The organism is Mycobacterium sp. 050128 (genome assembly GCF_036409155.1).
Classification (GTDB): domain Bacteria; phylum Actinomycetota; class Actinomycetes; order Mycobacteriales; family Mycobacteriaceae; genus Mycobacterium.
Map to the genome: position 1 here is coordinate 116,815 of NZ_JAZGLW010000001.1, position 12,472 is coordinate 129,286.

At 64.1% G+C, this 12,472-nt stretch carries 11 protein-coding genes and 1 tRNA gene; 5 read left to right on the top strand and 7 right to left on the bottom strand.

All coding sequences use genetic code 11. From position 1 onward, the window contains the following. Window positions 1-69: 69 nt before the first annotated feature. Window positions 70-366, bottom strand: coding sequence for a hypothetical protein (locus tag SKC41_RS00615; protein ID WP_330975849.1), 297 nt, complete (start codon window positions 364-366; stop codon window positions 70-72). A gap of 128 nt (window positions 367-494) precedes the next feature. Here SKC41_RS00615 and SKC41_RS00620 point away from each other — a divergent pair, with 128 nt between their 5' ends. From SKC41_RS00620 to SKC41_RS00635, 4 genes are all read left to right on the top strand, one after another. Further along, on the top strand, window positions 495-983 hold the full coding sequence (locus SKC41_RS00620) for a glutathione peroxidase (protein WP_330975850.1): 489 nt from the start codon (window positions 495-497) through the stop codon (window positions 981-983). 51 nt (window positions 984-1,034) lie between these two features. Beyond that, the gene (locus tag SKC41_RS00625; RefSeq protein ID WP_330975851.1) at window positions 1,035-1,409 is read left to right on the top strand and encodes a hypothetical protein; all 375 of its coding nucleotides are present in this window, start codon (window positions 1,035-1,037) and stop codon (window positions 1,407-1,409) included. Window positions 1,410-1,578: 169 nt separating this feature from the next. Next, a complete protein-coding gene (locus SKC41_RS00630) occupies window positions 1,579-2,511 on the top strand; it encodes an LLM class F420-dependent oxidoreductase (protein ID WP_330975852.1) in 933 nt (310 codons plus the stop codon). Window positions 2,512-2,961: 450 nt separating this feature from the next. Beyond that, window positions 2,962-3,894 (top strand): LysR family transcriptional regulator, encoded by a 933-nt coding sequence (locus tag SKC41_RS00635; protein WP_330975853.1) that lies wholly within the window; start codon window positions 2,962-2,964, stop codon window positions 3,892-3,894. Window positions 3,895-4,016: 122 nt separating this feature from the next. Here SKC41_RS00635 and SKC41_RS00640 read toward each other — a convergent pair whose 3' ends face one another. The 4 genes from SKC41_RS00640 to SKC41_RS00655 form a co-directional block, all read right to left on the bottom strand. Further along, a complete protein-coding gene (locus tag SKC41_RS00640) occupies window positions 4,017-5,519 on the bottom strand; it encodes a PPE domain-containing protein (RefSeq protein ID WP_330975854.1) in 1,503 nt (500 codons plus the stop codon). A gap of 307 nt (window positions 5,520-5,826) precedes the next feature. After that, window positions 5,827-5,903 (bottom strand) — tRNA-Met (locus tag SKC41_RS00645). Between the two features lie 29 nt (window positions 5,904-5,932). Beyond that, window positions 5,933-6,391: a cupin domain-containing protein gene (locus SKC41_RS00650; RefSeq protein ID WP_330975855.1), complete on the bottom strand. Its 459-nt coding sequence runs from the start codon at window positions 6,389-6,391 to the stop codon at window positions 5,933-5,935. A gap of 38 nt (window positions 6,392-6,429) precedes the next feature. Continuing rightward, the gene (locus SKC41_RS00655; protein WP_330978706.1) at window positions 6,430-7,065 is read right to left on the bottom strand and encodes an HD domain-containing protein; all 636 of its coding nucleotides are present in this window, start codon (window positions 7,063-7,065) and stop codon (window positions 6,430-6,432) included. A gap of 119 nt (window positions 7,066-7,184) precedes the next feature. On the opposite strand from SKC41_RS00655, the gene SKC41_RS00660 reads away from it, so the two are divergent. Then, on the top strand, window positions 7,185-8,150 hold the full coding sequence (locus SKC41_RS00660; protein WP_330975856.1) for a GlxA family transcriptional regulator: 966 nt from the start codon (window positions 7,185-7,187) through the stop codon (window positions 8,148-8,150). Window positions 8,151-8,307: 157 nt separating this feature from the next. On the opposite strand, the gene SKC41_RS00665 is transcribed toward SKC41_RS00660, so the two are convergent. Then, window positions 8,308-11,289, bottom strand: coding sequence for a UPF0182 family protein (locus SKC41_RS00665; RefSeq protein ID WP_330975857.1), 2,982 nt, complete (start codon window positions 11,287-11,289; stop codon window positions 8,308-8,310). 108 nt (window positions 11,290-11,397) lie between these two features. Then, window positions 11,398-12,420 carry a YlbL family protein gene (locus SKC41_RS00670; RefSeq protein ID WP_267731522.1) on the bottom strand — a complete coding sequence of 341 codons (1,023 nt, stop codon included), beginning with the start codon at window positions 12,418-12,420 and terminating at the stop codon, window positions 11,398-11,400. Between the last annotated feature and the right edge of the window lie 52 nt (window positions 12,421-12,472).

The window sequence follows — 12,472 nt, forward strand, 5'->3', positions numbered from 1 at the left end:
GGCTAGAGCGGTCGGAGCAATTGCAGGTCGTGACGCATTTAAGAATGCGTGACGACCCCGCGTCGAGGTCTAGTCCTGCGACTTGTCGGAGTCCTCGGAGTCCTCGGAGTCGTCGGAGTTTTCGGAGTCCTCGGAGTCCTCGGAGTCGTCGGAGTCCTGGGAGTCGTCGGAGTCCTGGGAGTCGTCGGAGTCCTCAGAGTCGTCGAGCTTGTCGGCGAACTTCGTCAGGAGCGCGGCCAGTTGCCGGGCCTCCTCTGCCGACAACGAGTCTTCGAAGACCTGGTCTTCGGCGTCGGAGATGCGCTCAACGCAAACCGTGTTGCTCTTGATACTGACGTCCCACCGGCTTCCCTCTTGATCAGCCATTCGACCCCGCCTTCCCAGCTAGCAACCTGTTGTCGAAACGTCCCGCGCGTTACCGAGTCGGTTACCCACTTCTGATGGTGGCGAACAGGCGTAGCCCTGTATCGGTTCGGTGCGTTAGCGTCGTCGGCGTGACCCTCAAAGACATCGCCCTGACCACCCTCGACGGCCGGCCGACCACGCTGGCCGAATTGTCCGACGGCGCAACGCTGGTCGTGAACGTGGCCTCCAAATGCGGACTGACGCCGCAGTACACCGCGCTGGAGAAACTGGCCAAGGAGTACGCCGACCGCGGCCTGACGGTCGTCGGCGTCCCGTGCAATCAATTCATGGGCCAGGAGCCGGGCACGGCCGATGAGATCCAGGAGTTCTGCTCGACGACATACGGGGTGACGTTCCCGCTGCTGGAAAAGACCGACGTCAACGGCGAGGACCGCCACCCGCTGTACACCGAGCTGACCAAGACCGCCGATTCCGACGGCCAGGCGGGAGACATTCAGTGGAACTTCGAGAAGTTCCTGCTCTCCCCCGACGGTGCGGTGGCCAACCGGTTCCGGCCCCGCACCGAGCCCGACGCCCCCGAGGTCATCACCGCCATCGAGGCCGTCCTGCCCCGGTAGACGACGGTTCGCCTTCCGCGCGTTTTGCTCACGGCACCGGTGGGTCTTGCCATGGCCGTTAAAGGCCGCATCGACCTGCGACTCGGTACCCAAGTCCTGCTGGTGCAGCTCGTTGTCGTAGCGCTGACACTGATGGTTACGTTCGCCTTGTTCGCCCCCTACAACCGGCACCGGTTAGTCCAGTACGGCATCCACGCGCTTGATACCGCCCGTGTGGTGGCTTCTGCGCCGACCGTGCTCAACATTTCTCATTACGATGCCGCGCCGGCCAGCCCGCTCCCGGGATTCGTTGACGAACTGGCGACCGGCCCCATCCAAAGCGTCAGGTCGCGAGTTCAGCTGCGCACGCACGTGGCGTTCGTGGTAGTTGCCACCACCCGCAGCGTCAGGTTGGCCCCACCCGATCGGGACATGTTGGAGACATAAGCAACGATTTCTTCAGTTCTGCGCATTGTGCTCGCTGGAGGCGCCGCAACCGTGCGACGGGGTCGAGCGCGCCGCCCGTGGTGCGAGTTCGGCTAGCGTGGGCATAGTCGTCAGCGCACCTAACGCGGTCACCACTTGACCATGAAGCAGACAGGATACGAAGAGAGCCATGGATTTTCGGGTATTCGTCGAGCCACAGCAGGGTGCCTCCTACGCAGATCAACTCGCTGTCGCTCAGAGCGCCGAACAGCTCGGCTTCGCCGCGTTTTTCCGATCCGACCACTTCCTGGCGATGAGCGGCGACGGCTTGCCGGGACCGACTGATTCGTGGGTCACGCTAGGGGCGATCGCGCGCGAGACTTCCCGCATACGGCTGGGGACGCTGGTGACTTCCGCGACCTTCCGTTACCCGGGACCGTTAGCGATCGCGGTGGCCCAGGTGGATGAAATGAGCGGCGGGCGAGTCGAATTGGGCCTCGGTAGCGGTTGGTTCGAAAAAGAACACGCCGCTTACGGGCTTCCGTTTCCGTCCGTGCACGAACGGTTCGACCGGCTCACCGAACAGCTGGCCATCGTCACCGGATTGTGGACAACGCCATCCGGCACGACATTCGACTACCCGGGAGAGCACTATCAAGTCAGCGGCTCGCCGGCACTTCCTAAACCGCTGCAGAGTCCGCATCCGCCGATCATCATCGGGGGCGCCGGAGCCAAACGCACCCCGGCACTGGCGGCCACTTATGCCGCCGAATTCAATGTCCCCTTTGCGCCGATGGACGTCGTCAGAACCCAATTCCGCCGGGTGGCCGCTGCGATGGAGGCGGCCAACCGCCCGGCCGACTCGATCGTCTACTCGTGCGCGTTCGTGCTGTGTGCGGGACGCGATGACTCGGAGGTGGCCCGCCGCGCGGCAGCGATCGGCCGCGACGTGGAGGAACTGCGCTCTAACAGCCCGCTTGCCGGTACCCCCGCCGAAATCGTCGACAAGTTGAGCGCGTGGACGGACTTGGGTGTGCAACGGATCTACGCCCAAGTCCTGGACTTGTCTGATCTGGCCCATCTAGAGCTGTTGGCGGCCGAGGTGATGTCGCAACTGCGTTAGTGCTTTGAGCTGGAGAGCGGGCGACCGCCACTCGCTGTACACCGAGCCGACCAAGACCGCCGATTCCGACGGCCGGGCGGGAGACATTCAGTGGACCAGTCATCTGACGGCAACGAAATACTTACGGCTGCAAGCGATCTCGGACCACCTGGAATGGGTACAATATCGAGCTCGAAGGCGCCCTGCCGTGCAGCGGTCAGACTATGTGGACCGGTAGCGCGAAATGTCTACTGCCGCAACCATGCACCGTTACCTCCATACTCCTGACGGACGCGATCCTGCTGCCCGAGAGGCGAACCCAGCATTAGTGGGAACGCCCCCTGCCAGTAGACCGCTTGGCGCCTGTTCGGCGGGTGAGGCTCGTTGTGAACCTGTTGCGGATGACCTGGTCGCGTGAGCGCCCGGCGCCGAACCGCCCGAAGGCCGGCGCACGCACTTTAAGATCGGCACGTGGAGCTGCGTCAGCTTGAGGCCTTCGTGGCAGTGGCAATTGAGCTGCATTTCGGACGCGCCGCCAAAAAACTGCACATGGGCCAACCCACGCTGAGCGAGCTGGTGCAGCGGTTGGAGCGCGAGCTGGGTGCACCGTTGCTGACGCGCACCACCCGCCGGGTCGCCTTGACCAACGCGGGAACCGAGTTGCTCGGTCGTGCCAAAGTCATCCTCGACGACGTCGCGTCGGCTACCGCCGCGGTGCGTCGACTGGCCCAGGGTGACGCCGGCACCGTGCGCCTGGGTATCACCCCGACCGTCGCACCGGTGCTCGCACCTCACCTTGCTGTCGCCCTACAAGCCGCTGCGCCCGAAGTCGAACTCATCGTTCGGCGGATGTGGTTGACCGATCTCGATCGCGCGGTCGCGGACGGCACGGTCGACGTGGCGATAACCTGCGGCCTGGTGCCGGATCCCCCCGGAGTCGTTGGCGAAGTGTTCTGCGGCGAACCCTTGCTGGTGGAATTGCGGACCGATCACCGCCTTGCAACGCGCGATACGGTTGCGCTGGCCGACTTGGCGGGTGAGACGCTCGGTATGCACAGCGAGGCCTTATTCCCGGCGTGGGCGCTGGCCCAACGGCAAGCCCTTGCGGCCGCCGGAGCATCGCCGCCCACCGTCGAGCTCGCAGATTTCGATTTGTCCGCAGGTCAGTGGACGTCGCAGACCGGCGTCGACTGGATCCTCAAGACGCGATCTATCGCGGGGCCCGAGGTGCACTCATTAATTCGGCCCGTGGTTCCCCGCCAATTCGTGCCGTACACGTTGCAATGGAATCCCGATCGAGCCCCGACCGCCGCGGTGAGCCGCTTCGTGCACTTGGCACTCACCGCACAAGTGCCCTCGTGCTGGGTCACCCAGCCCGATCACTTGCACCATCACCCCGGCTGAGCGGGCCGACACGGGCTCGCGGTGAAAACCCGGCTCCTCAACCGTCTCATCACCGCAGCCCAGGTGACCCATGCCGGCAGCTAGACCTGCGCACCTGCTCTTTTCACGCACAACTTGCGCGATCACGCATCGAGGCGTGCGTAGGCGAGGGGTTTCACTATTTCCTTTTCGGGTGATGTCTTGACGCGTCGACCGATGATTCCCTCGGTCCAGGCCCGCCGCTCCGTGTAGAGCGCCCCCTCCGCCTGCACGCGTTTGCTCTTTTCGGCGCCTGCCCGTTGCGCGCCGGCCGGAGCCATCGGCCCCGCGCCCATGCCACCCGAGCCCATCGCGGCGCCGGCGCCCGGGAATCCACGGCCCACACCCGGACCCGCAGCGCCGTTCGCCGCCGGGGCCGGCGACGGTTCCTGAGTGGATGGGGGCATCAGCGGCATCGTTGGCACGCCACCGCCGATGCCGCCGAGCCCGAATGACGCTGGTTTGACCGCTGAACCGGTCGATCGGCCCGAGCCTGCCGCTGGGACCGGCGGCCCAGCCGCGGCATCGCTCAGCTTCGACCCCGCGGGGTTGGGCGGCATCCCGACCGATGGCAGAGGGGGCACGCCACCCAGGCCACCGAAGCCGTCGCCCTGGGGCAACTCATCGGGCAGGTCCTTGGTGCCCAGGTCACCAAACGTGTCGACTCCCAAGTCGAAGTCGGAAACGGAGCCGGTAGGAAACATATCGGGGTTCACCGGCCCTAGCGGCAACGAGGCGTTAGCAACATAAAGCTTCAACGCCCCCTCGGACTGCTTCTGCATTCGTGTATACCAAGCGATTGCGTAATGCAGACCGTCCCGATCAGCATCCATATAGTACTTGTACCAATAATCGCAATTCGATATGTCTATAGGTCCGGGATGCTCTTCGGGATTCAGATAATTTCCGTCCGAATCCTCGTCCGCCGAACCGCTTGCGGCCCTGAGCTTTTTCTGGGCGTCAACGACCCCGCTGGCCTGCTTACTAAGCGTGGTGCACGATTGCACCATCGAATATATCCAGGCTCGGTGCTGCTCGAAAGTCTGCTCCACGGCGGTTCTCGCGTCACCTTCCCAGGAAACAAACGGGCGAAACCGGAAGGCCTCCTGCTGGAGTGTGCGCTGGAACGTGTCCCAGTCGTGGCTAAAAGCCGCGAACGCCACGCCCTGGTCGCCGTCTTCGATGTCCATCGTCGCCTGCCTGACCTCGTAGTAAGGGTAGTCGAAGGGAGCAGAGAAGGGCAGTGGCGGCGGCGGCGAAAAGCCAGGATCTTCGTCCGGGCCGGCGTCGGTCAATAGCTGGACCTTCCCGCCTCCGGCCCCTTCGTCGTTGATGGAATCCGCGGCGGCGTCGTCGGCTTCTTCGTAAGCTTTCGCCGCCTTCCTCAGGGATTTCGCCAGCGCCTTCCATTCCCGTTCGCAACCCTTTAAATACAATCGCACGGCGTCGGCGGAAAGTGCGAGCTGTGCGGCGGCGTCTTTGGCGAAAGAAATGGCACATGGCTCGGGTGGATTGGTGGGCGGGATCGGCGGAAGCGGTCGCTCGAGTTCTTCAGCGCGGGCGATCAGCTCCTCGTATTCTACGTTTACCGTCTGCGGCAGCGTCATGGTGATCTTCCCCTATCAGTTGTTCCGGACTTAGACTGCCCGGCGCCGGCGAATGGAAAAAGGGCCAGTATCGAATCACACCGATCGCCGGGGCCGATCAATCCCGGTGACGAAGTGATTCGCGATCGGCCCCACTCCCGGGATTCACGTCGAGAACTATCCCTGGACATCCGGCCTTCACCTCTGGGAAAGAGGCGGACTGATTCAGGTGGTGAGCCATTCACCGGCGCACCCAAAGGCCCCAAACGGAAAAAGCCGCAGACCTGGAGTAGGTCCGCGGCTATTCCGATGTCTTTCGACACCACACTGGTAGCGGGGACAGGATTCGAACCTGCGACCTCTGGGTTATGAGCCCAGCGAGCTACCGAGCTGCTCCACCCCGCGTTGGTGAATGCAAGGTTACCGAACCCGCATCACGGCGACCAAATCGCGCGGTCAGCGGGGGTATCAGCTGACCTCAATGCGAAGGCGGGTTCAGGCCATATCGCTGCGAGGAGCAGCTCACCGAGTTCGCGGAAGTAGTTCTCGAACCCGCCCGGAGTGATGATCTCGATGATGCGGCCCGGCTCGCTGCCGGCGTTCCACATCGCGTGCATCTGCCCCCGCGGCTTGGTGATGTAGCCGCCGGGACCGAGGACTACTTCGCTGTCGTCGGAGCGGAAGCCGATCTCGCCGGCCAGCACGATCGAGTGCTCGTCCTCGCGGGTGTGCCGATGCGCGGCGGTGAGCAGGCCGACCTCGAAGGGATGCTCGACGATGGAGACCTCGCCGCCGTTGGCCTTGCCGGACAGTTTGAACACCGCGCCGAACCCGGGGAGCGCGACGACCTCGCCCTCCCCCGGTTGCACCACAATCACCCCGATTTGGTTCATGTGCTTGCATTCCTCCGAAAGCCGTTGCGCTGCAATGCCTACTCGGGCCAGGTGTTGTTGAGGATGGTCTCGACGAAGTTCTCCCGGACGAACGTCGGATCGAAGTGCGCGAGCACGTCGTCGTTGACCGTTCCGAAGGTGCTGTGCGGGCGGTGCTTCATTCCGTCGTTGAACGCAGCCAGGATGCGCTGCTTGAAATCCGGGCGCGGATGCGCCGCGATGACCGCGTCCAGGGCCTCGGGCGAAAGCTCGTCGCGCTCGATGCCCAACACGTCAGTTTCGACACCGGCGGTCACCAGGGCGACTTCCGGAGCGAGGAACTCGGGGATGCCGGGAGTCGTATGCAACGCGATGCTCAGCCACACCTTGTCGGCGTCGGCCGGGTCGACATCGTGCTCGAGCAAAAAGGTACGCGCCGCGTTGGCACTGTCGACCTCGAAACGCAGCTGCGACGTGCGGTAGCGCTCGGTGAGGCCGAGATCGTGGAACATCGCCCCGGCGTAGAGCAGCTCCAGGTTCGGTTCGATTGCGCGGCGGCGCCCCTGCAGAGCACCGAACAGGAACACCCGGCGGGAGTGGTCGAAGAGCAAGTCGTCTTCGGCCTCGCGGATGTGGGTGGTGATCTCGCGAACCAGCGGGGTGTCGGGGATCGCGATGCCAGCAATGGTGTCCATCACTTGAATATCCATGGTTTGCCTCCTCGTTGGTGTTGCCAGTCAGTTTGTGGGAATACGGGCACACCGACCCTCGTCGTTCCTGCCGTCTTCTCCACAGAAAGCGACACAATGGATCGATGGCCGAAGCGCGTTCGCGAGTGGTGGTCATCGTCGTGTTCGACGGAGTAACGCTGTTGGACGTCGCGGGGGCGGGTGAAGTCTTCGTCGAGGCCAACCGGTTCGGCGCCGACTACCAGCTCAAAATCGCGTCGCTCGACGGCAGCGACGTGACGAGCTCGATCGGGACCCGGTTGGGCGTCACGGACAGCATCTCGGCCATCGACTCCGCCGACACGGTCATGGTCGCCGGCAGTGACAATCTGCCCGGGCAGGCGATCGACCCCGCACTCGTGCAGGCCATCGGATCACTGGCGGCACGCACCCGGCGGCTGGCGTCCATCTGCACGGGGTCGTTCATCCTCGCGCAGGCCGGCTTGCTCAGCGGCCGGCGCGCCACCACGCATTGGCACGAGGCACGGCGATTGGCCCGGGCCTTCGGCGATGTCACGGTCGAGCCGGACGCGATCTTCGTGCGCGACGGCGACGTCTACACCTCCGCGGGAGTGTCGTCGGGCATCGACCTGGCGCTCGCGTTGGTCGAAATGGATTACGGCACAGAGCTGGTCCGTGAGGTGGCCCGGTGGTTGGTCGTCTATCTCAAACGCGCGGGCGGCCAATCGCAATTCTCGGTGCTGGTCGAGGCCGATCCGCCGGCGGGATCGCCGCTGCGCACGGTCACCGATGCGATCAGCGCCGATCCCGCTCGTGACCACAGCGTGCCCAAGCTCGCGGCCAAAGCGTCGCTGAGTACCCGTCAGCTGACCCGGTTGTTTCAGTCGGAGCTGGGGATGACACCGGCGCGCTATGTCGAGTTGGTGCGAATCGACTTGGCGCGTGCCGGGCTCGAATCCGGCCGAACCGTCACCGAGACTGCGCATCTCGCGGGCTTCGGCAGCATCGAAACGCTGCGACGGGTATTCGTCAACCACTTGGGCATCAGCCCGAAGGCCTACCGGGATAGGTTCCGCACCGCCTGCACGTGAAAGTAGCTGTGCGTCACAGCTGTTCACATCAGCACCACCGGCCTGGGACCACGTGGTCTTCATATGCGATAGCACCGGCGATATCGCTTCGGCGAACCGTCCTGTGCCGTCTTTCTTGTGGCGCCTGGGGACTGCGACGCGGCCGGGCTAAGGCGATCTATTTGGTGTTGTTGTACTTGGTGATCGCATCGTCGAGCCGCTGCAGCGCCGCTCCGTATCCGGCGAAATCGCCCTTCTTCTGGGCGTCGCGCGCGGCGTTAATCGCGGTCTGAATCTCCTGCAGGACAGCGGCTTTCGCTGGCGACAGCGTCGTCGCCCCATCCGGAGCCGGCGGCACCGCGGTGGGCGGGCTGTTCGGGCCGGGCGCCACGGCCGGTGTCGGTGGGGTCGCGGGCGGCGTCGCCGGGGCACCCGAATCGGTGGGAACGATCCCCGTAGCGGCCGCACCTGCGCCCGGCCCGAATAACCCGGTGAGCGCGTCACCGACGGTCGGGCCGTAGCCGATCTTGTCGTTGTACATCATCGCCACCCGGATCAACCGTGGGTACGACGAGGCGGCGTCGCTGGCTCCCGGAGAGGCGTAGACGGGTTCGACGTACAGCAATCCACCCTGAGCAACCGGCAGCGTCAGCAAGTTGCCCCAACGTATTCGGTTCTGGTTGTCTCGCCCGATCACTCCCAGGTCTTGGGACACCGCCGGGTCGGTGGTGATCGCGTTATTGGCCAGCTTCGGACCGTTGACCTGACCCGGGATGGTCAGCACAGTGATCTTGCCGTACGTCGCGGGATCGGAGCTGGCGCTGATGTAGGCGGCCAGATAATCGCGTTTGAATCTGTTCATCGCGCTCGTCAACTGGTATGACGACGTATTGTCGTTCTTCGCAATGTTTTTCGCGACGATGTAATACGGCGGCTGATAGCTGCTGGCCGTCGGATTCGGGTCCAGCGGCACGTCCCAGAAGTCAGAGGTGGAGAAGAACGTCACCGGGTCGTTGACGTGATACTTCGCCAGCAGCATCCGCTGCACCTTGAACAGGTCCTCGGGATAACGCAGATGCTCGGCCAGTTCGGGGCTGATGTCACTCTTGGGTTTGACCGTGCCCGGGAAGACCTGCATCCAGGCCTTCAGCACCGGATCCTGCTCGTCCTGCTGGTAAAGCGTCACGGTCCCGTCGTAGGCGTCGACCGTGGCCTTCACCGAGTTACGGATGTAGGAGACCTGCTTGTCGGGTCCGAGCTTGTTGAACGCCACCTCGGTGGAGTCGGCGGTCGCGGACTCCAGCGACGTGAGTTCGGAGTACGGGTAGTTGTCCAAGGTGGTGTAGCCGTCGATGATCCACACCAGGCGCTTGTTGACGATCGCCGGGTAGACCGCGCTGTCGGTGGTCAGCCACGGCGCCACCGCCTCCACCCGAGCAGCCGGATCACGGTTGAACAGGATCTTGCTGTTGGAGCCGATCACGCTGGAAAACAAGAAGTTTCGCTCGGCGAACTTGGCGGCGAACACGCTTCGGGATAGCCAGTCACCGATCGGAACGCCCCCGAGTCCGGTGTAGGTGTAGTTCTTGGTTTCGGTGTTGGTCTCGTAATCGTATTCGCGGTCGGCGCCGTTGCGTCCGACGATCGCGTAGTCGGCCGAGGTGTTGGAGATGACAGGTCCGAAGTAGATGCGCGGCTGGTCCAGCGGCGCCGGCCCATCCGACACCACGCTGCCGTTGGCGCCGACGACGTTGGCGAGAAACTCTGGGTAGCCACCGTTTTGGGTCGGATCGTTGGCGATGCCGCGCACCGTGTTGGCCGGCGAGGCGATGAACCCGTTGCCGTGGGTGTAAACGGTGTGCCGGTTGATCCAGTCGCGCTGGTTGTCGATCAGCCTGTCCGGGTTGAGTTCTCGGGCCGCGACCACGTAATCGCGCAACGCGCCGTTGCGGTCCAGGTAGCGGTCGATCGACAGCTGGTCGGGGAAGAAGTAGAAGTTCTTGCCCTGCTGGAACTGGGTGAACGCGGGGCTGATGATCGTCGGGTCAAGCAACCGGATGTTCGAGGTCGTCGCCCGGTCGGCCGCCACCTGCTGGGCGATGGCCTGGCCGTCACCACTGTAGTTGCGATAGGTCACCTGGTCGGACGTCAGACCATACGCCTGCCGTGTCGCAGCGATGCTGCGGCCGATGTATTCGCTTTCCTTCTGCGCGGCATTGGGTCTCACGCTGATCTGCTCGACGATCAACGGCCAGCCGGCGCCCACGATCAACGACGACAGCAGCAGCAGGACCAGGCCGATCGCCGGAATCCGCAAGTCCTTCAGCACGATCGCGGAAAAAACCGCGGCGGCACAGATCAGCGCGATCGCCATCAGGATCAGCTTGGCCGGCAACACCGCGTTGATGTCGGTATAGCCGGCGCCGGTGAACGGCTTGCCGCCGCGCGTGTGCGACAGCAGCTCGAAGCGGTCCAGCCAATAGGCGATGGCTTTGAGCACGACCAGCGTGCCGATCAGACTGACCAGCTGCACCCGCGCCGAACGACTCAATGCGCCGGTGCGGCCGGAGAGCCGAATGCCGCCGAAGATGTAGTGCGCCAGCACGTTCGCCACGAAGGCCAGGAATACCGACACGAACAGGTAGCTGAGAACCAGCCGGTAGAACGGCAACTCGAACGCGTAGAAGCCGAGATCCTTACCGAACTGTGGATCCCTGATCCCGAAGCTCTGGCCATGCAAGAACAGCTGGATCCGCACCCAGTAGCTTTGCGCAATGATGCCGGCCAGCAGGCCGATCGCCGCCGGGACACCGATGGCCACCAGCCGTAACCGCGACATCACGACAGTGCGATACCGCGCCACCGGGTCGTTGTCGTTGCTCGGGACGAAGACCGGACGGGTGCGGTAGGCCAGCGCGAGCCCGGCGAACACGATCCCGCCGACCAGCAGGCCGGCCACCAGGAACACCACGATGCGGGTCATCAGCACGGTGGTGAACACCGAGCGATACCCGAGCTCGCCGAACCACAACCAGTCGACGTAGGCGTCGATGAGGCGCGGACCGGCGAGCAGCAGCGCGATCACACCTAGCGCGATCAAAATCAGAATCCGGCTGCGCCGAGTCAGCTTCGGCATCCTTGCGGTGGGCCGCATCCCCACTGGCTACGCTCCCTGATCGAAATGGCTGGCGTCGTCTTAGTTGCCGGTTGCTGCCGGTTTTCCTGGACGGTCACAACTGTACGCACTCTCAGCACGCGCGATGGCGGGCTAGCAGCTCGGTGCCTGACCTCCTTGTTGGATCGCGTGTAGCGCGTCCACCGCTTGCCCGAGGGTCTCGACCTTGATCAAGCGCAACCCGTGCGGATTGTCCGAGGTCGCCTCGTAGCAATTCTTCGCCGGAACCAGGAACACCGTGGCGCCGGCCTCCTGGGCGGCAACCATCTTGTGCGTGATGCCACCGATCTGGCCGACCTTGCCGTCGGACGAGATCGTGCCGGTCCCCGCGATGAACGTCGAACCGGCCAGATCGCCGGTGGTGAGCTTGTCGACCACCGCCAGGCTGAACATCAGGCCGGCCGAGGGCCCACCGATGTTGGCCAGGTTGAAGTCCACCGCGAACGGCGCCCAGGGCGCATCAAGCACCGCGACACCCATGAAGCCGTAGTCGCGGTCTTTGTTTGTGCCCAGCGTGATTTGCGCGACGCCGGCCGGTTCGTTCTTGCGGCGGAAGTCGATCGTCACCGTCTGGCCGGGCTTGGTGTTCTTCAGCAATCCGGTGAACTGCTCGACATTGACCACGGGAGTGCCGTTGACCGCGTCGATCGCGTCGCCGGCCTTCAGCTTGTCCGTCGACGGTCCGGCGTCGGTGACGGTCGCGACGGTGACGGCGGGCGCGAATTTCAGATAGCCCAGGGCGGCGTAGGCGGCGCTGTCCTCGGAGTCTTTGAAGTCGGCGTTGTTGGCCTTGTCGACGTCTTCGCGTGACTTGCCGGGCGGGTAGATGAGGTCACGCGGCACCAGCTGTTCCTGTCCGGAGAACCACAGCGTGAGCGCTTCGCCGAGGGTCAGATCGTCACGCTGGGACACCGTCGTCATGTTGAGATGACCGGTGGTCGGGTGAGTTTGGGTGCCTTCAATCGCGACCACTTGCTTACCGTCGACCTCTCCGAGCGTGTCGAAAGTCGGGCCGGGGCCCAGCGAGACGAACGGCACCGTCACCACCGCGAGCAACACGCCGAAGACCAGGATGGGCACCAACGCGACCATCAAGGTCAGAATCCGCCTGTTCACGCCGCTTACCCTAACCGGACACCGCGGCGTCTCGTTCAGCTACAAGCGTGAC